This is a genomic window from Butyrivibrio hungatei NK4A153, from assembly GCF_000424465.1.
In the GTDB taxonomy this organism is placed as follows: domain Bacteria; phylum Bacillota; class Clostridia; order Lachnospirales; family Lachnospiraceae; genus Butyrivibrio; species Butyrivibrio hungatei_A.
Genome location: NZ_AUJY01000001.1, coordinates 226804 through 249532 on the forward strand (window position 1 = coordinate 226804; position 22729 = coordinate 249532).

General features: G+C 39.4%; 25 protein-coding genes. 23 read left to right on the forward strand and 2 right to left on the reverse strand.

The window, feature by feature from the left end:
• The first annotated feature begins 17 nt into the window (after positions 1 to 17).
• Together G628_RS0101050 and G628_RS0101055 are read left to right on the forward strand one after the other, a co-directional pair.
• Positions 18 to 785, forward strand: a complete 768-nt coding sequence (locus tag G628_RS0101050) for a type IV toxin-antitoxin system AbiEi family antitoxin domain-containing protein (RefSeq protein WP_027208256.1) — start codon at positions 18 to 20, stop codon at positions 783 to 785.
• Complete coding sequence (locus G628_RS0101055; RefSeq protein ID WP_027208257.1) at positions 772 to 1716, forward strand: nucleotidyl transferase AbiEii/AbiGii toxin family protein; 945 nt, start codon at positions 772 to 774, stop codon at positions 1714 to 1716. The genes G628_RS0101050 and G628_RS0101055 overlap by 14 nt, the downstream gene beginning before the upstream one ends.
• A 232-nt stretch (positions 1717 to 1948) precedes the next feature.
• Here the strand turns inward: G628_RS0101055 and G628_RS0101060 are convergent, their stop codons facing one another.
• Positions 1949 to 2302 carry a helix-turn-helix domain-containing protein gene (locus tag G628_RS0101060; protein ID WP_027208258.1) on the reverse strand — a complete coding sequence of 118 codons (354 nt, stop codon included), beginning with the start codon at positions 2300 to 2302 and terminating at the stop codon, positions 1949 to 1951.
• Positions 2303 to 2426: 124 nt separating this feature from the next.
• Here G628_RS0101060 and G628_RS0101065 point away from each other — a divergent pair, with 124 nt between their 5' ends.
• The 11 genes from G628_RS0101065 to G628_RS0101120 all read left to right on the forward strand — a co-directional run bounded on the left by G628_RS0101065 (position 2427) and on the right by G628_RS0101120 (position 9859).
• Complete coding sequence (locus tag G628_RS0101065; protein ID WP_027208259.1) at positions 2427 to 2618, forward strand: hypothetical protein; 192 nt, start codon at positions 2427 to 2429, stop codon at positions 2616 to 2618.
• Between the two features lie 225 nt (positions 2619 to 2843).
• Positions 2844 to 3383, forward strand: a complete 540-nt coding sequence (locus G628_RS0101070) for a type III toxin-antitoxin system ToxN/AbiQ family toxin (RefSeq protein WP_027208260.1) — start codon at positions 2844 to 2846, stop codon at positions 3381 to 3383.
• A complete protein-coding gene (locus tag G628_RS0101075) occupies positions 3367 to 3579 on the forward strand; it encodes a hypothetical protein (RefSeq protein WP_026655150.1) in 213 nt (70 codons plus the stop codon). The genes G628_RS0101070 and G628_RS0101075 overlap by 17 nt, the downstream gene beginning before the upstream one ends.
• 10 nt (positions 3580 to 3589) lie before the next feature.
• A complete protein-coding gene (locus G628_RS18625) occupies positions 3590 to 3766 on the forward strand; it encodes a hypothetical protein (protein WP_155833746.1) in 177 nt (58 codons plus the stop codon).
• Between the two features lie 155 nt (positions 3767 to 3921).
• Positions 3922 to 4527, forward strand: coding sequence for a DUF6088 family protein (locus G628_RS0101085; RefSeq protein ID WP_027208261.1), 606 nt, complete (start codon positions 3922 to 3924; stop codon positions 4525 to 4527).
• Positions 4524 to 5519: a nucleotidyl transferase AbiEii/AbiGii toxin family protein gene (locus G628_RS0101090; protein WP_027208262.1), complete on the forward strand. Its 996-nt coding sequence runs from the start codon at positions 4524 to 4526 to the stop codon at positions 5517 to 5519. Before G628_RS0101085 ends, G628_RS0101090 begins: the two co-directional genes overlap by 4 nt.
• Before the next feature lie 18 nt (positions 5520 to 5537).
• Positions 5538 to 5747, forward strand: coding sequence for an AbrB family transcriptional regulator (locus G628_RS16015; RefSeq protein ID WP_034500494.1), 210 nt, complete (start codon positions 5538 to 5540; stop codon positions 5745 to 5747).
• Between the two features lie 185 nt (positions 5748 to 5932).
• Positions 5933 to 6535 (forward strand): hypothetical protein, encoded by a 603-nt coding sequence (locus tag G628_RS0101100; RefSeq protein ID WP_027208263.1) that lies wholly within the window; start codon positions 5933 to 5935, stop codon positions 6533 to 6535.
• A gap of 848 nt (positions 6536 to 7383) precedes the next feature.
• Positions 7384 to 8148 carry a class I SAM-dependent methyltransferase gene (locus G628_RS0101110; RefSeq protein ID WP_027208264.1) on the forward strand — a complete coding sequence of 255 codons (765 nt, stop codon included), beginning with the start codon at positions 7384 to 7386 and terminating at the stop codon, positions 8146 to 8148.
• Between the two features lie 12 nt (positions 8149 to 8160).
• Entirely contained in the window at positions 8161 to 9192 is a 1032-nt protein-coding gene (locus G628_RS0101115) for a S66 family peptidase (RefSeq protein WP_026666634.1), read from the forward strand.
• A gap of 184 nt (positions 9193 to 9376) precedes the next feature.
• Positions 9377 to 9859, forward strand: coding sequence for a hypothetical protein (locus G628_RS0101120; protein WP_026655146.1), 483 nt, complete (start codon positions 9377 to 9379; stop codon positions 9857 to 9859).
• A gap of 75 nt (positions 9860 to 9934) precedes the next feature.
• Here G628_RS0101120 and G628_RS0101125 read toward each other — a convergent pair whose 3' ends face one another.
• Complete coding sequence (locus G628_RS0101125; RefSeq protein ID WP_026512717.1) at positions 9935 to 10300, reverse strand: metal-dependent transcriptional regulator; 366 nt, start codon at positions 10298 to 10300, stop codon at positions 9935 to 9937.
• Positions 10301 to 10690: 390 nt separating this feature from the next.
• Between G628_RS0101125 and G628_RS0101130 the strand changes: the two genes are divergently transcribed.
• From G628_RS0101130 to mmsB, 10 genes are all read left to right on the forward strand, one after another.
• Positions 10691 to 10903 carry a FeoA family protein gene (locus tag G628_RS0101130; protein WP_026655145.1) on the forward strand — a complete coding sequence of 71 codons (213 nt, stop codon included), beginning with the start codon at positions 10691 to 10693 and terminating at the stop codon, positions 10901 to 10903.
• Positions 10904 to 10950: 47 nt separating this feature from the next.
• Positions 10951 to 12942 (forward strand): ferrous iron transporter B, encoded by a 1992-nt coding sequence (gene feoB, locus G628_RS0101135; protein WP_027208265.1) that lies wholly within the window; start codon positions 10951 to 10953, stop codon positions 12940 to 12942.
• A 44-nt stretch (positions 12943 to 12986) separates the two neighbouring features.
• Positions 12987 to 13136 carry a FeoB-associated Cys-rich membrane protein gene (locus G628_RS18630; RefSeq protein ID WP_155833747.1) on the forward strand — a complete coding sequence of 50 codons (150 nt, stop codon included), beginning with the start codon at positions 12987 to 12989 and terminating at the stop codon, positions 13134 to 13136.
• Between the two features lie 151 nt (positions 13137 to 13287).
• Positions 13288 to 14331 carry a substrate-binding domain-containing protein gene (locus G628_RS0101145; RefSeq protein ID WP_026666636.1) on the forward strand — a complete coding sequence of 348 codons (1044 nt, stop codon included), beginning with the start codon at positions 13288 to 13290 and terminating at the stop codon, positions 14329 to 14331.
• The gene (locus G628_RS16020) at positions 14324 to 15805 is read left to right on the forward strand and encodes a sensor histidine kinase (RefSeq protein WP_034462002.1); all 1482 of its coding nucleotides are present in this window, start codon (positions 14324 to 14326) and stop codon (positions 15803 to 15805) included. Before G628_RS0101145 ends, G628_RS16020 begins: the two co-directional genes overlap by 8 nt.
• 21 nt (positions 15806 to 15826) lie before the next feature.
• Positions 15827 to 17422, forward strand: a complete 1596-nt coding sequence (locus G628_RS0101155; RefSeq protein WP_026666637.1) for a helix-turn-helix domain-containing protein — start codon at positions 15827 to 15829, stop codon at positions 17420 to 17422.
• Between the two features lie 5 nt (positions 17423 to 17427).
• On the forward strand, positions 17428 to 18495 hold the full coding sequence (locus G628_RS0101160) for a sugar ABC transporter substrate-binding protein (RefSeq protein WP_027208266.1): 1068 nt from the start codon (positions 17428 to 17430) through the stop codon (positions 18493 to 18495).
• Positions 18496 to 18711: 216 nt separating this feature from the next.
• Complete coding sequence (gene chvE / locus G628_RS0101165; protein WP_026655140.1) at positions 18712 to 19860, forward strand: multiple monosaccharide ABC transporter substrate-binding protein; 1149 nt, start codon at positions 18712 to 18714, stop codon at positions 19858 to 19860.
• Positions 19861 to 19957: 97 nt separating this feature from the next.
• A complete protein-coding gene (gene mmsA, locus G628_RS0101170) occupies positions 19958 to 21505 on the forward strand; it encodes a multiple monosaccharide ABC transporter ATP-binding protein (protein WP_026655139.1) in 1548 nt (515 codons plus the stop codon).
• Positions 21505 to 22695: a multiple monosaccharide ABC transporter permease gene (gene mmsB / locus G628_RS0101175; RefSeq protein WP_027208267.1), complete on the forward strand. Its 1191-nt coding sequence runs from the start codon at positions 21505 to 21507 to the stop codon at positions 22693 to 22695. The genes mmsA and mmsB overlap by 1 nt, the downstream gene beginning before the upstream one ends.
• The last annotated feature ends 34 nt before the right edge of the window (positions 22696 to 22729 follow it).

Below are 22729 nucleotides of genomic sequence, written 5' to 3' on the forward strand. Positions count from 1 at the left end.
CTTGGAGTAGCCATATCATGGACATTTATTTTGAATTACTAAAGCATCCAGTGTTTTCAATTGAAGATGTTTGCACGTATATAGAAAATGCGCGCACCGCCCGCGTTTCTCTTGAAAAGATGATGGGAAGTGGCAAGGTGCTTAAAATACGCAATGGCTTGTATACATGCGTAAGTGGAGAAAATGGTGGACCAGTAGCTGATCGATTTCAGATTGCAAGTGCTATAACATCTACATCCTATGTATCGCATCATTCAGCGTTTGAGTACTATGGAGTATCAGATCAGGTCTTTAATGAAGTATATGTTAGTTCACAGACACGATTTCAAGATTTCTATTTTGATGGATATAACTATCATTTTATCCGCGCTAAAATCACTGATGGCGTTTACACTCCCGAATATAGTGGTGGTATCAAGATAACAGATAAAGAGCAGACAATGCTTGATTCAATTAAAGACATGAATCGTATTGCAGGACTGGAAGAGGTTATTTCTTGCATGACTTCTTTTAAACTTCTTGATGAAGAAAAAATATTGAAATATCTTAGAAAATACGACAGCATATTTTTGTGTCAGAAGGTAGGTTTTCTAACTGAATTATTTCAGGAGGAGCTTGGCATAAGCACTGATTTCTTAAATGCATGCGAAGATATGATTGGAAATTCAAAACGTTATTTGACTGAAGATGCAATAGAAGTAGCATATTCAAGAAGATGGAAACTCGTTTATCCGGAAAATATTAAATACATAAAGAATGGGGAATTTTTAGATGCCGACATTTAATAGACAAGAGCTTGATAATAAAGCAAGGGGATACGGCTTTAACAGGGATACTTTTGAGAAAGTGGTCAGGCTTAAACAAATACTTACATTTATTAACACAGATGAGTACCTAAAGGAGCATTTGCTCTTGAAAGGCGGTACAGCAATCAATCTTACTGTGTTTGATTTGCCAAGGCTGTCAGTGGATATTGATCTTGATTTTGTTCCCAATATGTCTCGTGAGGGGACCGCTGATTCGAGAGAAATTGTTACTGGTATTATTAAGCGGTACATGGACGAAGAAGGGTATACGCTTTCCGCTGATTCACGTTTTAGCCATAGTCTTGATGCTTTTCACTACAACTATATAAATGCAGCAGGGAATAAAGATATGATTAAGATAGAAATAAACTATTCCCTTAGAGCGCATGTACTTGAGCCTGAGAATCGTGTGATAATAACGGATGCGTTTGGAGACAGGATTTTTATTAAGACAGTTGCTGCTATGGAAATATTTGCAGCTAAAACCAATGCCCTTATGAGCAGAGCTGCAGCGCGAGATTTATATGATTTTTGCAACATGATAGATTATGATACTTTTGCTGATAGAGAGGAACTTTTTAGGAAATGTATCATATTTTATGCAACTATCTCTGCTAAAAATGTAAATAAGACTTTTGATACAAAAGCAATTGATGGCTTGAAATTCATGAGAATACGAGCAGATCTTTTCCCTGTGATTGCTGAGAAATCAAATTTCGATTTGGAAGGCAAGAAGAAACAGGCAAAAGAGTATATCGCAAAACTCATGATTCCGACTGAAAAAGAAACAGAGTATATGGAAAGATTTATACAGAAAGAGTATAGGCCAGAACTACTCTTTGATGATGAAAACATAGTAAGCAGAATCGCCGAGCATCCGATGGCATTATGGAAATGCAGAAAAAGCTAGTAGTCTTGTTCGCTATTTTTTTCCCCCTCATACCAAACTATGTAAAAAGGGGGTAAACATACCAAGAGCCTTATTCTCCGCAGTATGTTTAGATTTTATGCAGTAGTACCGCATGTTGAGACGGTATGCTTGCTTACAAAAATATAGTTGACTAGAATATATACCGCAGGTCATGTAACATGGAGCGGGTTGCTCGTTCTTTTTCTTTTTAAAGTGTTCGGATATGAACACTTTATTTTTTTTGTTTGGAATTAAGCTTTTGAGCATAAGCCAATAAATGTTTCTGTGTTGCAGAATTGTAAGTTGAAAGGGTTTTTATTAGTTCAAATAATTCAGGAGCTTCTTTTTTACTAATCATGATAAAATCAGGTTTCATGTCTTCAGATTCACCTGTTAAATAAGCTACGGAAGTACCTAAAACTCTGGCTATTACTTCGACAGTCTGAGGCGAAGGTGTTCTGTCACCATATTCGTATCTGCAATATCCAATCTTAGAAAGATTCAGTCTTCTGGCAGCTTCTGCCATAGATATTCCAAGGCTTTCTCTTGCTGATTTTAATCGTTCAGGTATAAGTTGATTTGTCATATTTGTATCCTCTTAGTTATTGACGGTAACCGATGGATAATATACAATAGTATCCATTGGATAGTATAACGTATCTTGTTATGTTAGGCAAATTTTCTGTGTCCCATAGAGCTGGGAGGAACTGATGCGAAAAATAGAGCTTTTTAAGACTAGAGTAGTATTGTGCTGTCATGTACCAGGAATTGATTTTTATATATCACAAACAGAAGTAATAAAGCTTCTTAATCTAAATATGTATAGAGATGTGATTTTGATTGAGGGTGACATACCTTTTGATAGCATAAAACATGTTACTGATAGTGAATTTGATAACTAAAGAAGCTGCTTAATATTTTTATTATAATTTTAAAACATGGTCTTAATAGAGTATATGTGCATTTAATTGACTTTTGAGATGCTGATGCTATAATACAATTAATCGGGAGAGCTCCTGCCATATAAGTGGAGAAGTTTAAACTCGGGTGAGTCCCTACCATATAAGTGGGAAAGCTTAAACTCTAAGAGGACTGTTGTTGCAGTCCTCTTATTTTTGTGAGGTAATATGGACAATTTTAAGATTTATAGTGTGACGGATGAGTATATAGATTATTTGAGAATAATAGAACCAAACGTATATTCAAATAAAGTGGAGAATAGGATTCATACAAGAAAATATATAGGAACAGTTCTAGAGATGAATGGTTATAAGTATTTTGTGCCAATGTCATCGCCAAAGGATACTGATTATCAGATGGCTGGTGGAAATAGGGTAATAAGGAAGAGCATTGTTCCGATAATCCGTATGATTGAAAAGAATAATGGTGTCAGGGAATTAAAGGGGACTTTAAGGATTAGTCATATGATTCCTGTTCCTGAGAGTGAACTAATTTTGTATGACCTTGAAAATGAAGAAGATAAGGATTATAAGGCACTAGTTCAGGCTGAAGCAATATTTATACGTAAGAATGCTTCAAAAATTACTAATAATGCAAGACTTTTGTATAAACAAAAAGCTGCTAATGAAGAAGTTGGCTACGTTAAAACTGCTTTGGATTTTAAAAAGCTGGAAGAGATATGTAAAGATTATGAAAAGAATTTATGAGAGGAATGTTGATGCTTTCAGAAAAGAAATGTATACGCAGGTTGTAGGGCATACTCCTGTTGATAAGATATATGAGGAAAATGGATTCATCTCGACAGATGTGTTTTCTACTTATCGGGACGGAAGGCAAATTGGCGAATCTGCGATGGTAGTGATTGATTCGGTATCGAGGGAGTTTGAGAAGATAGAAGTGTAAAGGGGCGCCAATGATATATTTTACAAGTGATTTACATCTGGGGCATAAAGGCATCATAACCATGCAGAACAGGAACGAAGGTGTGCTCAGGTATGATGTCGGAGTGGATGCAAATAACTTTTATCCTGTGTCGGTGAAACAGATTATTGAGTTCTTTGGCAGTTGTTCGGAAATTCCGAATAACTGAATTGAAGTATGTTTTTTCTATTATTGTCACGATTTTTATGTAATAAACGTGATAATTCGTCAGATAAACTATACAATATATCTGACGAAAATAGTGAGAAATCTTGCAAATTCGTCAGATAAACTATATAATTTATCTGACGAAAGGAATGTAAGATGAGAGAAAAATATCAGATTGAAATAGAAAAAAGAATAGAGAATTCCGGCTTTGGCTATGCTTTTTCGGCTATAGATTTTATTGATATTGCTGGAACAGATCCTACCAACAAGGCATTATCGAGGCTTGGTGAATCTGGAACAATCAGGCGGGTCATAAAGGGAATATATGACAAGCCGTCTTACAGTAAGTTATTAGGAGAGTATAGTGCTCCTAATATTGAGAAAGTAGCAGAAGCTATTGCCAGAAAATATAACTGGACTATTGCTCCTTCAGGAGAGACGGCTTTAAATTATCTGCATTTATCTACACAGGTACCTAATACCTGGAGTTATATAAGTGATGGCCCATATCGTAAATATGAAATCGGTTCGTATCAGGTTGAGTTTAAGCATTGTGCCAATAAGGAAATATCTGGTAAAAGTTTCATTACGATAGCTGTCATTCAGGCAATTAAGTATATAGGTAAAGATAAAATACAGCAGGAAGATATAGAAAGATTATCAAATGTGCTGTCGAAGGCGGATAAGGAAACTATACTTTGTGAGGCAATAACAACGACAGCGTGGATATATAAAGTAATAAAGGAGATATGTATTAGGTGAGAAATGTAGCATTACTCAGTAAAGAGGACAGGGAGGTCCTTTTTTCTCGTACAGCAGAGAAAATGAAAATGCATCCTTCTATTGTTGAAAAGGATTTTTGGGTGTGTTTTATGCTGGATCATTTATTTCATGATTGCATTTATAAGGATGCATTTGTATTTAAGGGAGGGACAAGCCTTTCAAAGTCCTACCATGTTATAGAGCGATTTTCCGAAGATATCGACCTGATATTGGATTGGAGAAAACTGACAGACAATACTAATCCTTGGGATGAGAGATCAAAGACAAAACAGGCCCAGTATAACAAGGAAATAAATGCTCATGCGGCTTTATTCTATAGTGAAGAACTGGTTCCAACTTTAAATAAAGAATTAGCATTAAAACTTGGCAAGGGAGATTGGATGAAAGTTGATGCCAATGATCCTATGGTTGTGAATTTTAAATATCCAAGAGATTTTTCTATGGATTATTTAGTGCCTGTAGTCAGGTTAGAGATCGGTCCACTGGCTGAATGGATGCCATCTCATGTAACCGAAGTTGAGCCTTTTGTAGCAACAGAGTATCCGAATGCTTTTGAACAGAAAACAACAGATATTCTGACAATAGATGTTGAGAGAACCTTCTGGGAGAAACTTACAATACTTCATAAGATGGCTAATTTTCCGCAAGGAAAGGTTCTGCCTAGAAGATATGCAAGGCACTTATATGATGTTTATAGTATGGCAAATAGCTGGATGAAAGAATCTGCATTTGCTCGTAAGGAATTACTGCAGAAAGACGTTGTATTCAAGCAGAAGTTTTATTATGCCAAGAGTGCGCATTATGAAACAGCGACACTCAAAGAAATTAAGCTGATTCCTGCGGATTATATTATGGAAGAAGTAAGAGCGGATTATTCAGCTATGAAGAATATGATTTATGGTGCCTATCCTGATTTCGATAGTATATTGAACTTCCTTAATGAATTGGAAGATGAGATTCATAACCTGTAGGATTGGAGACTCATTACTATGACTGATACTAATGGCGATTTTGTAGAAGAAATCCGTTCAGAACTCATCAAAGAGGGATATTCTGGACAGGAACTGCAAAAAGAATTTAAGAGCAGACAGGCGAAAGTAAAGCCTGCAGTTGAGAAAATGCTGGATGATGCTCACAAGATGGCAACTGGGGAGGCTAAATCAATGGCTTACGAGGATGTCTTTGGCGAGAATGAATGATTAGTGGCAAGACTCATTATTTTCCAAGCAGTAGTTGAGCGCCTAAAAAATAAGGATAGAAAACCTAAACTCTAATATTTCTAAATATATTTGCCGATAATAAAGATAGCAATGGTATGCGTGTCTTTTCAACGGAATGAAATCCAATGAAATGATGCGCATTTTTCTTGAAAGGGAGCAATCTTATGAATGTTGCATTTAATCCGGGGATTAACTATGGAACAATGTATCGTCCTAACATTAACAAACCTATAAGAAAAATGGAAGCGCCTACCAGTCTTCCACAAACCAGCTATTATAAGGATCCTATCCCAAGTGTATTCCACAGTAAGGAAGATTGTGGCGTAGGAGAGACATATCTTAACTGCGCTCTTTCCGGAAGCGAGGGTGATCCTAATAATTTGCCCTGCAATTTTTATAAGCCGGTTGATTATAATGAAGAAGATCCAGTATATATAGCAAGGCTTTATCCATGGGATGGTTCGGAATCTATAGTAAAAGAGATTCATCTTAAGGACGTGGATTTAACACATGCCAATGAGATTGAGACTTTTGCTTATGGGATATATCTAAAAGACAAAGGCGAGATAGCAAATCTTAATGATATTTTAACCGCTTACGATCATGCACATGATAATGCTTCCGATGGTGCTAAATCTAACCTTGATAAAGTGGATGTTATAAGTGCTATACGAGATTTTATGGAAGCAGGCCTTAATCAAGGTTATTATAATCAGTATGTAGACTTTTTAGCACTGTTAAATGCTATCGAAAGAAACAACCATTAACTTTTATAGGTAATAAAATCCCTACGCACTGCATAAACTCTTAATGCAAACGCAGACTGGTTCTGGCTTTAGCACATACTGAGGGTTAGAATACATCTGAATGTACAAAGGAAGATGTAGCATATACAGTAAATATCAGAAAAATGTATTTACCTAGTATTTTTAACACCCATAATTTCTACGTTTCTCAACGGGGGATACAGTATTAGTCCGTATATGTACATGCAAACATAGATGATTACGCATGTTGAGACGGTGGTTCTGCTTACTAAGCAGTGAACACAGTTGAATAGAATAACGCAGATGCCTCAACGGTGCGCTTTGCAGCTAACGTTAAAAAGTTTTAGCTAGTCAAAGCGGACCGTTATTTTTTGATTTTTTAAAAGTGTAAAAAATTTTCTGTGTTAGAGTCGAGACGGCGGTCCTATCAATTTTTAAAAGTGAATACAGTTTAACGATAGTTTTTATATTGCTATTGTTCATTTGCAGCTCCTAGTTTTAAAGTATAATCGAACCTTTCTTTTTGAATTAAGGACGATAATAGCGCATTCGTATATAAGGGTAGTACAACCTGACACAAAGAATCCATCAGGAGTAGTGTGTGCCTTTATAGTTAAGGCAACCACGCAATAACGTACCTTCTTTATTGTTACTTCGTAGCGGTGTTATACTATTGTACGGTGGATATATCATTAAAGAAGAGATAGATATGATTAATGCAAAGCATGGATATAGTGCCTTCTTGAAAAAATAAGGTAATACCATGAAATTTAAAGGATATATGATAGAACAGAAAGGCTGTCAGTGGATATTGATGAAAAATTAAATCGACTAAGAGGAGACCACCTATGAAAGACTACACGGTTCAGCATAAGAAAGCGTGGGAATACAATGCGTATGATTTTTGGATAAAGACACTGGGGACGCCCAAGGAGAGGGCAAAAGAGGATAAAGAGAATCCGATAGGAATGCTTAAACAATATGCAGATTACTTTGAATCTTATGAAGGAGTAAAGATTGCGAATATCTGCGGATCATGCGGGAAGAAAGCAATTCCGCTGGCGTTATTGGGAGCAGAAGTTACTGTTTTTGATATTTCGGAAGAAAACAAGAGATATGCGCTTGAAGTGGCTGATGAGGCTGGTGTACATATTGATTTTGAAGTATGCGACATCATGGAAATCGATTTGCAAAAGTATACCGAATACTTTGACGTTGTGTTTATGGAAGGCGGGATCCTTCACTATTTTCATGATATAAATGCCTTTATGGATGTGATGAATGGCTTGCTTAAGCCGGGCGGGAAGATGATATGCAGTGATTTCCATCCTTTTACCAAGATTTCCGATATGTTGAGGATTGAACAGCCTACTATGAGCTATTTTTCTACTGACATTTTCGAGGGCGAGATGGCACATGCCAGATTTTATGATGAAGAAATTCGTAAGCAAATTCCCAAATGTCACTATAGGAAATATACTATCAGTGAGATTATCAATTCTATAATTGAGCGCGGATTTACATTGAAAAAGTTTGACGAGCATCCTTCTTGGGATGATGAAAGACTCCCAGGAGAATTTACAGCAATTGCAAAAAAAGAATATCTAAAGTAGCGGAGGCAAAAGATGATAAAACCAACTAGATTAATCCCCGGTGATAAGGTTGCGATAGTGAGCTTATCATGGGGAGGATTGGGCGATAAAGAGCTGATACATAAATATTATATTGCAAAAGAGCGTCTGGAGAAGATATTTGGTCTGGAAGTGGTTACTATGCCACATGCGCTCAAAGGAAGTGAGTTTGTATATAATAACCCTGAGCTAAGGGCAAAAGATTTGATGGATGCTTTTAAAGATCCCACAATCAAGGGCATTATCAGTGCAATCGGCGGTGATGATTCGGTGCGAATCTTGCCTTATATCGATTATGATGTTATTCATAACAATCCTAAGATTTTTATGGGATATTCAGATACAACAGTTACTCATTTTATTATGAACAAAGCAGGTGTCGTATCGTATTACGGTCCTTGTATTATGAAAGAGTTTGCAGAATATGGCCGGATTTTTGATTATACCGAGCGGGCTGTAAAAAACATTCTTTTCTCCGAGACAAAAGGATATGAAGTTCCGTCTTGCGATTATTGGTCCAATGACCATATAGAGTGGGCTGAAGAGAATATCAATGCCCGGTACAAGACTATTCCTGAAACGCATCATTATGAGATGTTATCCGGAACGGGTAAGGTCTCGGGGCAGTTACTCGGAGGCTGCCTGGATGTATTTCCTATGATTGTCGGAACTGATATTTGGCCAAAAGTTGATGAGTGGAAGGGAAAAATATTGCTTCTTGAAACCAGCGAGGAAAAGCCAAATCCGGATTATGTGACATATTATTTGCGGAACCTTGGCGCGCAGGGAATATTGAATGCAGTCAACGGAATAATCGTCGGAAAACCTCAAGATGAAGAATTCTATGAAGAATATAAGGCGGTTTATTTGTCTGTTTTAAAAGAATTCAATTGTGAGAACTTACCGATCATATACAACGTTAATATCGGACATGCTGTTCCTATCGGAATTCTTCCGCTCGGGATAGAATATGAACTGGACCTTGATGAAAAAATAATACGATTTTCTGAATCGGCAGTTATTTAAAAATACTTTGCAAAAAAGATATAACCAAACGTTTAGTCTATCTTGTACATGCTGTTTGCTCAAGAAATCTGTAGTTTACGCAGTCGTTGTAAACTACAGAATTTTTTTGTGTAAAATAAATCTTGTACCAAATGTTGAATATATTGAAAAAACGGTTATACATTACATTTTGAGGGAGGCTTAAATGTTGGAAGAAGAGTGTACGAGTAAGACCGGCAAAGCAATAATGGTGATAGCAATTTTTGGTGTGGCAATATGTTATTTATTATTTTCGGTTGCTGTAAGGAGGGTATGGGATTCGCAGTACAGGAATGGGATATATCATCAACCTTCTTGCGGAGACATTGATGAATCAGGGCTGACACTGCTTGGAGAAATTGATGGATGCGACGTATACAAATACAACATGGATAATCTGTCATATGTAACGTATATGGGAGACCGCAAGCCAATGGAGCAGATCCTTGAAGATTTTAAGGAAAACAAGAAGGAAGATATTTTTCCGATTGACGGAGAAACAGAGGTGGAGATAATTGACGGACATCCTGTTCGCGTCAACAGATATGAAGCTTTGGTTACCCTTGATCTTGGCGGAGCGCTGATCTTCACGCATTATTCGCAAGATATAAAAAAAGCTTACAGAGAACTTGATAAGAAGTATGATTGATCTGAAAATATAAACAAAAATACCGCCGAATCTCTTTAAAATAAAAAATGAGATTCGGCGGTTTATTTTCTTTAATCAGTGTTTTGCCATATGGGTCTTTATTGCTTCGAAGGATTCGTCGCTGATGTAGTGCTCGATACGGCACGCATCTTCTGCGGCAATCTTTTCATCTACTCCCAGATCGACAAAAAGCTTTGTAAGGACTGTGTGTCTTTCGTAGATACGCTTTGCAAGTATAGTTCCTGCTTCAGTAAGCTTTACAAAACCATACTCGTCAATTTTGACAAGTCCTTCGTCTTTTAACAGGTGCATGGCACGGCTGACAGATGGTCTTGAATAGCCTAATTCCTCACCTATATCGACTGATCTAACGTTTGTGTGGCTTTTTGAAAGCACATAAATTGTTTCGAGATACATCTCGCCTGATTCCTGTAACGCCATCGCTTTTTCACCTACTTTCTCTGCTTTTAAGAATACTACAAGAGATGCATAAACACAACCAAATGACAGAAAGAAAAAATCAATAATTTGATTTAAGGGTTGACATATGTGTTAGCGAGTGCTAACATTAACATCGTTAGATAACCTAACACGTGACATACATAGTCATAAGAAATCTCCTACCTGAAAAGCCGCATCTTGCCAGTGCGGCTTTTTTCTTTGCTTGAGGACTTTGAGAAGGCCATTTATACGTATGAAAAAAGGATAAAATAACATAAAAATTCAGTGCCCCTATTGACAATAATTCTTAATAAGAATATTCTATGTTAGGAAAGTTAGCAATGACTAATTATGATTAACTATTACTAACCTGTTTTTTAGGAGGCATATATGACACTTAACAATGCAGAGCTTGGCAAAGAGTATATGATCAATGCTGTTAATACAGATGGGGATGATGAGATGGAGAGTTTTTTATTCTCGCTTGGATGCTACAGCGGAGAGAAGATCACTGTTGTGAACAAGAAGCGCAACCTGGTGGTCGCTATAAAGGATGCCAGATACAACATCGATCCTGAGTTAGCTGACGCTATCAATATCTGATATTTTTGGTAGCGGATACCGATCATATATTTTTTGGAGGAACTGTAATGAGAATCGCACTGGCGGGCAACCCCAACAGCGGAAAAACGACCATGTTTAACGCTTTGACAGGAAGAAGCGAGAAAATCGGCAACTGGGCAGGGGTTACTGTTGATAAAAAAGAGAGTGTTATAAAGAAAAACTACTATGATGGTGACAAGGAGCTGATCGCTGTAGATCTTCCCGGCGCTTACTCAATGTCACCATTTACTTCGGAAGAGAGCGTTACAAGTGATTATGTAAAAAACGAGCATCCCGATGCAATCATCAATATTGTTGATTCGACCAATCTGAGCAGAAGTCTTTTCTTTACAACACAGCTCTTGGAACTTGGGATTCCTGTTGTTGTCGCACTTAACAAGAATGATGCCAACGATAAAAAAGGAAACGAAATAGACGAGAGGCTTTTATCGGAAAAGCTCGGTTGTCCTGTGATCAAGACGATAGCAACTTCAGATACAGGCCTTAAGGAAGTTATAAAAACTGCAATGTCATTTGAAGGTAAAGCGCAGGAGATGCCTTACAATCAGGGAGATGTTGACCTTAATGATAAGGCAGCAGTTGAAGCGGCCGACAGAAAGCGTTTTGAATTTGTAAATAATATAGTAGATCAAGTCGAGAGTCGCAGAGATAACCCGAAAGAGCACAATATCACCGATTCGATAGATAATGTCATTACTCATCCGGTAATCGGTATTCTGCTTTTTGCAGTGATCATGTGGTTTGTATTCTATATATCACAGACAACTTTGGGAACATGGCTTGCGGACATTCTTGCCGGATGGATTGATGTTTTCAAGGGATTTGTCGGAGAGGCGATGGCAGATGCAAATCCGCTTCTTTACGCACTTATTGTGGATGGAATAATCGGAGGTGTAGGCGCGGTTGTAGGATTCCTTCCGCTTGTAATGGTAATGTATTTTCTTATCGCACTCCTTGAAGACTGCGGATATATGGCAAGAGCAACGGTTGTTCTTGATCCGATTTTCAAAAAAGTAGGTCTTTCGGGAAAATCCGTTATTCCTATGATAATCGGTACAGGGTGCGGTATTCCCGCTGTTATGGCGTGCCGTACCATCAGAAATGAGAGAGAAAGACGTGCCACGGCCATGCTTGCAACATTCATGCCGTGTGGTGCCAAGCTTCCGGTTATAGCACTTTTTGCAGGAGCTTTTTTCCCCGAATCAAAGTGGGTCAGCTTTATCTGCTATGTCGGAGGCATTGTACTGATACTTTTCGGGGCGCTTATCATCAGGGCAATCACTACTTCGAAGCATAGAAAGAGCTTTTTTATCATAGAGCTTCCCGATTATAAGGTTCCGAGCCTTGTGTTTGCGGTCAAGTCAATGCTTGAGAGAGGTAAGTCATACATCATAAAAGCGGGAACAGTCATACTTGTCTGCAACACTGCGGTTCAGATCATGCAGACCTTCAACTTCAGACTTCAACCCGTGGAAGAGGGTATGGAAAATACCTCAATCCTTGCAGGAGTGGCAGGGCCTTTTGCATACATACTGGTTCCTGTTGTCGGAATCGTAAGCTGGCAGCTTGCGGCAGCGGCTATTTCAGGTTTTATAGCAAAAGAAAATGTTGTAGGAACCATAGCTACTGTATTTGCGGTTTCAAATCTCATTGATACGGAAGAACTTGAGCTTATAGGAGAAGGAAACGCGGTTGCGGCAGTAATGGGAATAACAAGGGTTGCAGCGCTAGCATTTCTTATGTTTAACCTTTATACACCGCCTTGCTTTGCGGCCCTTGGAGCGATGAATTCCGAGATGAAGTCAAAGAAGTGGTTTTGGGGAGCAATTGCTTTTCAGCTTGCGACGGGATTTACGGTAGGATTCCTTGTTTATCAGATAGGGACGCTTATCACGACCGGGAAGCCCGGAGAAGGATTTGCTTACGGACTTATTGCAACCTTAGTATTTGCAGGTATTATAATATATTTGATAAAGAAGAATAAAAAAGAAATGCCGGTTGAATTCAGAGTAGGATAAGAAGTATCGGCTTTTGCAAATATAGTTTTTTGGAGATATGTATTATGGTAAATATAATTGCTTTTTTGGCACTGGTATTGATATTGGGTTTGGCAATCGGTTACATTTATAAAGAAAAGAAAAAAGGCACACATTGCATAGGATGTCCTTCTGCGGGAAATTGCAGCAAAGCCCGTAACTGCAATCGTAAATGAATATATAAAAGTGCGGTATCTTACATAGCTATAAACAGAAATTGTGTTGAAACATGGGGAGTGTAAACGGTATAATCATTAAGTGATGAATACTGTGAACACTCCCCGTAGTAATAATAAGCGTAAACTTAATAAAAGAGAGAGAGTTATCATGATAGCGACAGTGACTTTCGTTATTGTTACGCTTTTTCTTATCGCTGTAAGTTTCAGCATCAGTCTCAAGGGATTTAAGCGAAAAGATGAAGCGCATGAGTACGACAAGTACTATGTCATGATAACCGATAATTATAAGTCAGATTTCTGGAAATCTGTTTACCGTGGTGCTTTCGCGGCTGCAAAAGAGGACAATATATATGTCGATCTTTTGGGAGAAAATTTTTCAACCAAGTATAAGACGGAAGAACTTATGAAGATTGCGACGGCATCTAAGGTTGACGGGATAATTCTTTATGCAAATGAGTCGGATGAGATGACGCAGCTCATTGATGCGGCAGCTGCTGAAGGAATTCCGGTTGTTACTCTTTACGGAGACAATACCCGTTCAAAGAGGCTTAGCTACGTTGGTATCGGAGGATATGCAATAGGTCGTGAGTATGCTAAGCAGATCAATAATATTATCCGTGAAAAGAAAATTGATAATACGGAAGAATCTGAAAAAAACGAGCAGGATAAAACTATGCAGGTTACTGTGCTCGTTAATTCGGATGCAGGTAATTCCGGTGAAAATATTCAGAATATAATAATCGCGGCAATGCAGGAAGGAATCGCGCAGGAAGAGGCGGACGGCATTGATGTTTCCATTTCTATCAAGACTGTTGATAATGCCAATGATTTTTCTGCGGAAGAATCGATCAGAGACATTTTCCATACGGAGCAAGTGCCGGATGTCATTGTATGCCTTAATGAGCTAAATACCACGTGCGCTTATCAGGCAGTAGTAGATTTTAACGAAGTAGGTAAAGTAAATATCCTGGGATGTTATGCTTCCGAATCGATAATCAATGCCATAGACATAGGTGTTGTTTATGCTACTATTGCCATAGATACGAATCAGCTGGGTGAGCAGTGCATAAAAGCTCTTTCCGATTATTATGAATCAGGTAATACCAGTGAGTATTATGCCGCAGACGTGAGCCTGATCAATAAGAGCAACGTTGCGGAATATATGAAGAAGGAGGAAGAGCAGAATGAATAGATTCCTTGACCGTCCCCTTCAATATAAAATTGTAAGTATCTGTGTTTTTTCAAATGTGATTATTTTTGTCGTAAATATCTTTTTGCTTCTTGGAATCAATAGTATGTCGACGGAAATGGAGATGGTGTATCAGGATAACAGGCACCTTAACAGGCTTTCGGATGCATTAAACGATGTTCAGGATTCCATGACGGAATATCTTAGGTCGAAGACGTCGGATTCGCTTAAGACATATTTTAGCTCGGCAGGTGTTTTTTCCGATCTTACGAAGGAACTTGACGACAGAGTTACAGATCTTTCTTTCGGACGAATGGAAAGAAATATTAAAAATATGTCGCAGAATTATTTAAATGAGGTTTCGCTGACGATAGAAGCAAAGCGTGGAAGAAACGTTGAGAAATACCGCGCGTATTATGAGAGTACGACAGATCTTTATAATTATATAAGTGAGTATATTACGAGTCTTAACCTGGAACTTTTTGTAAGTAATTCGGCGCATTATTCGGAACTTACCGAAATGTTCAGGACGTATGAGTTTGTCAGTTTCATTGTTATCACCATCGTTATGGGCGGAAACATCATCATCATAACGAACCTTGTCAGCACGATCATTCAGCCGCTTAAAAAACTTGCGGATTCTGCCAATGAAGTCGCTGAGGGAAATTTTGATGCGGAGCTTTTGCAGACCACATATAACGACGAGATTGGCATAGTGAGCAACGCATTTAACAAAATGGTCATAAGTATCAAGCAATATATCGAGCGACTTCGTATGAGTATAGAAAAAGAGCGCTATATGCAGGAGAGGGAACTTATGATGGAATCGCATCTTAAGGATGCAAGGCTTAAATATTTGCAGGCGCAGATCAATCCGCATTTTCTTTTTAATACGTTGAATGCGGGCGCACAGTTGGCAATGATGGAGGGTGCGGATAAGACATATGAGTATGTTCAGACAGTAGCCGACTTTTTCAGGTATAATGTAAAGGGAAAGAAAACTGAGGTTACGATCGGAGAGGAAGTTACGCTGGTCGATAACTACATTAGGATCCTCAACGTTAGGTTCTCCGGTGATATCGGTTATGAGAAGCAGGTTGATAAAAGACTTCTCAGCGCTTCGATGCCTAACATGGTATTGCAGCCTATAGTTGAAAATGCTGTAAATCACGGCATCAGGGAAATGGGCGATAAGGGTAAGATTACTCTTAAGGTCTACAGAGAGGATGACAACATCTGCATCAGTATCGGCGATAACGGAAAGGGAATCAGCCGTGAGAACATTGATAAGATACTGAGCGGAAATTGGGAAAGAAAAAAAGATCAGAATGACAATAACGGAATTGGTATGGATAATGTAATTTCAAGACTGAGGCTCTTTACGGAGAATGACAAAGCCGTTGAAATAAAGAGCGAAGGTGAGAACAAGGGGTGCGAAGTAATAATACGTTTGCCGTTTGATGAAAAGGAAGAGTAGTATTATATCGAGGGGAAAAATATGTACAGGATAATGATCGCGGATGATGAGGGTATAGTCATCGATTCCATGAAGTTTATAATTGAAAAAGAATTCGGTAACGAATGCGAAGTGCAGTTTGCCAAGACAGGAAGAAGTGTTATAGAGCTTGCCGAGCGTTTCAGACCGGATATTGCGGTGATGGATATCCATATGCCGGGAATAAACGGAATAGAGGCAATCAAGGAGATTAAGCAATTCTCAGCAAACACAATCTTTATCGTAATGTCTGCATACGACAAATTTGATTATGCAAAAGAGGCGATAAAACTTGGAGTGCTTGAATATATCAACAAACCCATGGACAAGCTGAAAGTTGTAAATGTCCTCAAAAAGGCAATGGAGCTTATTGACGGAGAACGCGAAAAGCGAAGCAATGAGCTTATGATAAAAGAAAAGCTTGAAACCATTGAGCCTATAATTGAGAACGGACTTATATACGATATCCTTCTTCAGGAGCATTTTGAGGAAGACATCGACAGTTACAAGACGATACTTGGAATAGAGCAGGATTACGGCTACATGATGGCTATTGTCTGCGGTGATTCGCAGGAAGGAAACCACATGACGAACGCAATCGGAAGTTCCGTCAAGGTTTCGGGACGTTATCAGGAAATCCGTGAAGGGGTAAAAGACTTTTTTAACTGTAAGATTGGTAACGTAATGGCCAACAAGATCGCTGTACTGATACCGCTTGATTCTTCAAAGATAGAGTACAACGACAGAACGGAGCTTATCGATAAGGCAAGACAGCTCACAAGAATTCTTAAGAAAAAAACCGATATAAGTTTCAGAATAGGAATCGGAGGCGTTAAGCCGCTCAGAGAGCTCGGAGAATCATACAGAGAGGCGCTTAATGCGCTTATTGCGACAACCGGTTCTGTGGCGCATGTAGATGACCTTGCGCTTGGCGATGACCATGAAGAAGATTATCCGGTAGAGCTTGAGAAGCCAATGTTTGATGCGGTTTCCAACGGAGATCTCAATGCGACCATGGTAACGGCGGGAAAGTACGCCGACTGGATGTACAATAGATCAAAGAACGGCGACCTCATGTCCATGAGAATAAAGGTTCTTGAGATGACTCTTTATGCGGAGAGACTTGCATTTAACAGCAGCGGAAAGAAATATATGTACTCAGGCCGTGACGACTATCTGCCTGAACTTATGGGACTTGGCACCGCAGACGGGCTCAGAGAGTGGTTTATGGGGAAGATTACGTCTGCCTGCAGAAACGTTATAGCCAAGAAAGAAGAGAAGTCCAACGATGTCATAAAGACAGCAAGAAAGTATATAGATGATAATTTTGCAAAAGACATATCGCTTGATGACGTATCCAGAAGGGTTAACATCTCACCGTATTATTTCAGTAAGATATTCAAGGATGAGCTTGGGCTTAACTTTATTGAATACCTGACGAGTGTGCGAATAGAAAAGGCAAAAGAGCTTCTTACACAGTCTGATATGTCCATGAAGGAAATCTGCGGAGCGTGCGGATACACGGATCCGAATTATTTTAGCAGGAGTTTCAAGAAGAATGTAGGCGTTACGCCAACCGAATACAAAGAAGGACGGTGACGCATATGAGAAGGTATATGGGGAAAATGCTCGCCGGCGCGCTTGCAGCTCTTTTGCTGATGCTGAGTGTTACGGGGTGTGCTAAAGAGAGCGGCGAAGGCGAGAAAAAGAAAAGTTCCGGTTCCGATAAGATTCAGATTGGAATGAGCTTTGATTCTTTCGTAATAGAAAGATGGCAAAGGGACAGGGATGTTTTTGTTTCCATGGCAAAAGATCTTGGCGCCGAAGTTAACGTACAGAACGCGAACGGCGATATTGAAGAACAGAAAAAGCAGATTGACTACTTTATTAAGAACGGAATGGATGCAATAGTTATCGTCTGCATAGATTCAAGTTCGCTTGGCGATTCTGTGAAAAAAGCCAAAGATGCAGGCATAGTTGTTATTGCCTATGACAGGCTTATCTCCGATGCGGGAGTCGATCTCTACATATCTTTTGACAATGAAAAAGTAGGGGCGATGATGGCGCAGACCATGGTAGATAACGGACTTGCGGACGGCAAGGTGATAATGATATGCGGATCTCCTTCGGACAGCAACGTTTCTTTTGTCGAAAAAGGATTCAGATCTGTAATGACCCGGTATAGAAATGAGATTGTTGATACAGTCTATGCGGATGGCTGGCGCGCCGAGAAGGCAAGTGAGTATATATATAAGAACACAGGGCTTGTCAGGGAAAGCGATGCGATAATGTGCGGAAATGATGATATCGCAAGTAATGTGGTAAGGGCTCTTTCAGAGAGAAGACTTGCCGGTGAGCTTATGGTAGCGGGGCAGGATGCCGATCTTGAAGCCTGCCAGAGAATAGTTGAGGGAACTCAGCTTATGACCGTTTACAAGCCAATCGAGAAACTTGCGCAGGCAGCAGCTGTTTGCGCAGTCAAACTTGTTAAGGGAGAAGAAATAACGGAATATGATATTTCTAAGATAAGCGATGGTTCCAAAATGGTGCCTTATCTTAAGATAGAACCTACAAGTGTGACCAAAAATAACATTGATGAAGTGATAATAAAAAGCGGATTCCACCTAAAAGAGGATGTTTACTTGAATGTACCGGATGAGATGCCGAATTAGTCAGTAAACATGCGGGTTTGGAACAGTAGCACAAAATTGACACGACCGATTATGCAGTGCAAAATAATGCTAGCATAATCGGTTAATTTTTTGTAACGATAGTAAAAATTTACAGAACATCGTAATTTATTCCTATTAATTTTGTGGTAAATTTTAGAATATAAACAACGCAGAAATATTTCTGCAGGAATCCAAAATAAAAGGGAGGATACATTTATGAAGAAGAAAATCATTAGTGCAGTTCTTTCAGCAGCTATGGTTGCAGCCATGCTTGTAGGTTGCGGATCATCAACACCCGCAGCACCTGAAGGTGGCGCAGAGGCACCTGCTGATGCAACAGCAGCAGAGGGTGGCGAGGCACCTGCAGCAGAGACTCCTGCCGGCGAAGGCGGAAGAGTTGGTGTTTCAATGCCTACTAAGGATCTTCAGAGATGGAACCAGGACGGTGCAAACATGGAGAAACAGCTCCAGGAAGCAGGATACGAAGTTGACCTTCAGTACGCTTCAGATGACGTTCCTACACAGGTTTCTCAGATCGAGAATATGATCAGTTCAGGAGCTAAGGTTCTTGTTATCGCCGCTATCGAAGGTGATTCACTTGGAACAGTTCTTGACCAGGCTAAGCAGGCAGGCGTATCTGTTATCGCTTATGACCGTTTGATCATGAACTCAGACGCAGTTAACTACTATGCTACATTCGATAACTACATGGTAGGAACAAAGCAGGGTGAGTACATCAGAGATCAGCTTGATCTTGAGAACGCAAAGGGACCTTTCAACATCGAGATCTTCACAGGTGACCCCGGTGATAACAACGCTAAGTTCTTCTATCAGGGTGCTTACGATGTAATCGAGCCTTACATCAAGGAAGGCAAGCTTGTTGTTAAGTCAGGACAGGTTGAGTTCGATAAGGTTGCTACACAGGGTTGGAAGACAGAGAATGCTCAGTCAAGAATGGATGCTATCATCGCAGCTAACTATGCAGATGGAACAAAGCTTGATGCAGTTCTTTGCTCAAATGACTCAACAGCACTTGGTGTTACAAACTCACTTGAGGCTAACTACACAGGTGATTGGCCGATCATCACAGGTCAGGATTGCGATAAGCCCAACGTTAAGAACATGATCGCTGGTAAGCAGTCAATGTCTATCTTCAAGGATACACGTGAACTTGCTGCACAGACAGTTAAGATGGTTGACGCTATCATGAAGGGCGGCGAGGCTCCTATCAACAACGAGAAGGATTATAACAACGGAACAGGTGTTATCCCTTCATACCTCTGCGAGCCTGTATTCGCTGACGCTAAGAACTATAAGACACTTCTTATCGATTCAGGATACTACACAGAGGACGATCTTAAATAATTTAAATTAGTAACAAAGCTGAGGCGGGCTTTTGTCCCGCCTCTTTAATAGAAAAAATAACAGAATTAGAAAAAAAGAGATAGAAGGAGGGGTAAACTTGGCGAAGATATTATTGGAAATGAAAAATATCACCAAAACATTCCCCGGTGTGAAAGCCTTGGACAATGTAAATCTTCAGGTTGAAGAGGGCGAGATTCATGCGCTGGTAGGTGAAAACGGCGCCGGTAAATCCACACTGATGAATGTACTCAGTGGCGTGTATCCTTACGGAAGCTATGAAGGTGATATCATTTATGACTCCGAGGTTTGCAATTTTAACGCTATAAAGGATAGTGAACAAAAAGGTATTGTAATTATACATCAGGAACTTGCGCTTATTCCGTATATGACAATTGCTGAGAATATGTTCCTTGGTAATGAAAGAGGATCAAAGTACAAGATTAATTGGACAGAGACGGGTGTACTTGCTCGTAAGTATTTGGATACAGTGGGACTTAAAGATAGTACCCAGACATTGATTAAGGATATTGGTGTTGGTAAGCAGCAGCTTGTTGAGATTGCGAAGGCACTTTCAAAGAATGCAAGACTTCTTATTCTCGATGAGCCGACTTCATCACTTAACGAGAGTGATTCAAAGGCGCTTCTTGATTTGTTACTTAAACTGAAGAAAGAACAGAATCTTACTTCAATTATCATTTCACATAAACTTAATGAGGTATCTTATGTTGCTGATAAGATCACGGTTATCCGTGACGGATCAACAATTGAGACACTTACAAAGGGTGTGGATGATTTCTCGGAAGCACGTATCATCAACGGCATGGTAGGCCGTGAATTATCAGATCGTTTCCCCAAGAGAGTACCTAAGATTGGGGATGTAATGATGGAAGTCAAAGATTGGAATGTTTATCATCCTTTATATAGTGATAGAAAAGTTGTCAATAATGTTAGCATGAACGTCAGAAAGGGAGAAGTTGTAGGTATCTCCGGACTTATGGGTGCCGGCAGAACAGAGCTTGCAATGAGTATCTTTGGAAGAAGTTACGGCGAAAACATTACAGGAACACTTAAGATAAATGGTAAAGAAGTTAAACTTAAGACGGTTCAGGATGCAATCAAGCATAAGCTTGCGTATGTAACTGAGGACCGTAAGGGTAACGGACTTATCTTAACCAATCCTATTAAGATTAACACTACACTTGCAAACCTTGATGCAGTTAGTAAGAATACAGTAATCGACAAAGATAAAGAGTATGAAGTAGCAGTTGATTACAAACAGAAGCTTAAGACAAAATGTCCTTCTGTTGAGCAAAATGTTGGTAACCTTAGTGGTGGTAACCAGCAGAAGGTTCTTCTTGCAAAATGGATGTTCGCTGATCCGGACATACTTATTTTGGATGAACCTACTAGAGGTATTGACGTAGGAGCTAAATACGAGATTTATTGCATTATCAACCAGCTTGTAGATGCAGGAAAATCAGTTATCATGATCTCTTCCGAACTTCCGGAAGTATTGGGAATGTGTGACAGAGTCTACGTAATGAATGAAGGTAGGATGGTTGGTGAACTTGATGGCAAAGAAGCCACTCAGGAAAAAATTATGACTTATATTTTACAGTCATCCGGAAATAAGGAGGTCAAATAATGAATAACGATTCGGTACTCGGATTCATAAAGAAAAATACAATGATACTCGTTCTTATAGCAGTAGTTGCTTTCTTCTCTTTGCAGACAAAGGGAGCAATACTTCTTCCTATGAACGTAAGTAACTTAATTTCACAGAACGCTTATGTGTTCGTTCTTGCAACTGGTATGCTTCTCTGTATCTTAACAGGTGGTAACATCGATCTTTCGGTTGGATCGGTTGTATGTTTCGTTGGTGCAGTTGGTGCAACTCTTATGGTTAATAAGAACGTTCCCATCTGGCTTTCAGTTGTTATCATGTTCGTTGTAGGAATCATGATCGGTGCTTTCCAGGGATTTTGGATCGCGTTTGTTAGAATTCCTCCTTTCATCGTAACACTTGCAGGAATGCTTGCATTCAGAGGACTTTCAAACGTAGTACTTAACGGTCTTACAATTTCAATCAAGGATAAGTCTTCATTCGTTAACCTTTTCGGTGGCGGTGCTGATTGCTATATCCATGATTTCTTCGGAAACGGATCACTTAACCTTACATGTCTCCTTGGTGGACTTGTAGCTGCTACAATCTTCGTTGTTGTACAGGGCACATCTCGCATCAAGAAAAAGACAAAGGGTTATGAGATTGAGCCCATCTGGAAATTCCTTGTAAAGACAGTTGGTATTGTTGCAGTTGTTATGGCATTCTGCTACAAGCTTGCTCAGTACAAAGGTATTCCTACAGTTCTTGTTTGGGTTCTCGTAGTTGTACTTATCTATGGCTACATCACAAATAACACAACTGTTGGACGTTACTTCTACGCAGTAGGTGGTAACGAGAAGGCTACAAAGCTTTCAGGTATCAACACAAACAAAGTTTACTTCATCGCTTACGCAAACATGGGATTCCTTGCAGCACTTGCAGGAATGATCACAATCGCTCGTCTTACATCAGCTCAGCCTACATATGGTCAGAACTATGAGATGGATGCTATCGGATCATGTTTCATCGGTGGAGCTTCAGCTTACGGTGGAACAGGTACTGTTCCCGGAGTTATTGTAGGTGCAGTACTTATGGGTGTTATTAACCTTGGTATGTCACTTATGGGTGTAGATGCTAACATGCAGAAGGTAGTAAAAGGTGGCGTTCTTCTTGCAGCCGTTATCTTCGACGTAGTATCAAAGCGTGGTGGAAAGCTTATCGTAAAGAACTGATAGAACTAAGTTTCTTTGATATTGACACAAAAAG

Bases quoted from the DNA above. Each gene is read 5' to 3' on its own strand.
- G628_RS0101050 (WP_027208256.1), top strand. From the start codon at position 18: ATGGACATTTATTTTGAATTACTAAAGCATCCAGTGTTTTCAATTGAA.
- G628_RS0101055 (WP_027208257.1), top strand. From the start codon at position 772: ATGCCGACATTTAATAGACAAGAGCTTGATAATAAAGCAAGGGGATAC.
- G628_RS0101060 (WP_027208258.1), bottom strand. From the start codon at position 2,302: ATGACAAATCAACTTATACCTGAACGATTAAAATCAGCAAGAGAAAGC.
- G628_RS0101065 (WP_027208259.1), top strand. From the start codon at position 2,427: ATGCGAAAAATAGAGCTTTTTAAGACTAGAGTAGTATTGTGCTGTCAT.
- G628_RS0101070 (WP_027208260.1), top strand. From the start codon at position 2,844: ATGGACAATTTTAAGATTTATAGTGTGACGGATGAGTATATAGATTAT.
- G628_RS0101075 (WP_026655150.1), top strand. From the start codon at position 3,367: ATGAAAAGAATTTATGAGAGGAATGTTGATGCTTTCAGAAAAGAAATG.
- G628_RS18625 (WP_155833746.1), top strand. From the start codon at position 3,590: ATGATATATTTTACAAGTGATTTACATCTGGGGCATAAAGGCATCATA.
- G628_RS0101085 (WP_027208261.1), top strand. From the start codon at position 3,922: ATGAGAGAAAAATATCAGATTGAAATAGAAAAAAGAATAGAGAATTCC.
- G628_RS16015 (WP_034500494.1), top strand. From the start codon at position 5,538: ATGACTGATACTAATGGCGATTTTGTAGAAGAAATCCGTTCAGAACTC.
- G628_RS0101100 (WP_027208263.1), top strand. From the start codon at position 5,933: ATGAATGTTGCATTTAATCCGGGGATTAACTATGGAACAATGTATCGT.
- G628_RS0101110 (WP_027208264.1), top strand. From the start codon at position 7,384: ATGAAAGACTACACGGTTCAGCATAAGAAAGCGTGGGAATACAATGCG.
- G628_RS0101115 (WP_026666634.1), top strand. From the start codon at position 8,161: ATGATAAAACCAACTAGATTAATCCCCGGTGATAAGGTTGCGATAGTG.
- G628_RS0101120 (WP_026655146.1), top strand. From the start codon at position 9,377: ATGTTGGAAGAAGAGTGTACGAGTAAGACCGGCAAAGCAATAATGGTG.
- G628_RS0101125 (WP_026512717.1), bottom strand. From the start codon at position 10,300: ATGGCGTTACAGGAATCAGGCGAGATGTATCTCGAAACAATTTATGTG.
- G628_RS0101130 (WP_026655145.1), top strand. From the start codon at position 10,691: ATGACACTTAACAATGCAGAGCTTGGCAAAGAGTATATGATCAATGCT.
- feoB (WP_027208265.1), top strand. From the start codon at position 10,951: ATGAGAATCGCACTGGCGGGCAACCCCAACAGCGGAAAAACGACCATG.
- G628_RS18630 (WP_155833747.1), top strand. From the start codon at position 12,987: ATGGTAAATATAATTGCTTTTTTGGCACTGGTATTGATATTGGGTTTG.
- G628_RS0101145 (WP_026666636.1), top strand. From the start codon at position 13,288: ATGATAGCGACAGTGACTTTCGTTATTGTTACGCTTTTTCTTATCGCT.
- G628_RS16020 (WP_034462002.1), top strand. From the start codon at position 14,324: ATGAATAGATTCCTTGACCGTCCCCTTCAATATAAAATTGTAAGTATC.
- G628_RS0101155 (WP_026666637.1), top strand. From the start codon at position 15,827: ATGTACAGGATAATGATCGCGGATGATGAGGGTATAGTCATCGATTCC.
- G628_RS0101160 (WP_027208266.1), top strand. From the start codon at position 17,428: ATGAGAAGGTATATGGGGAAAATGCTCGCCGGCGCGCTTGCAGCTCTT.
- chvE (WP_026655140.1), top strand. From the start codon at position 18,712: ATGAAGAAGAAAATCATTAGTGCAGTTCTTTCAGCAGCTATGGTTGCA.
- mmsB (WP_027208267.1), top strand. From the start codon at position 21,505: ATGAATAACGATTCGGTACTCGGATTCATAAAGAAAAATACAATGATA.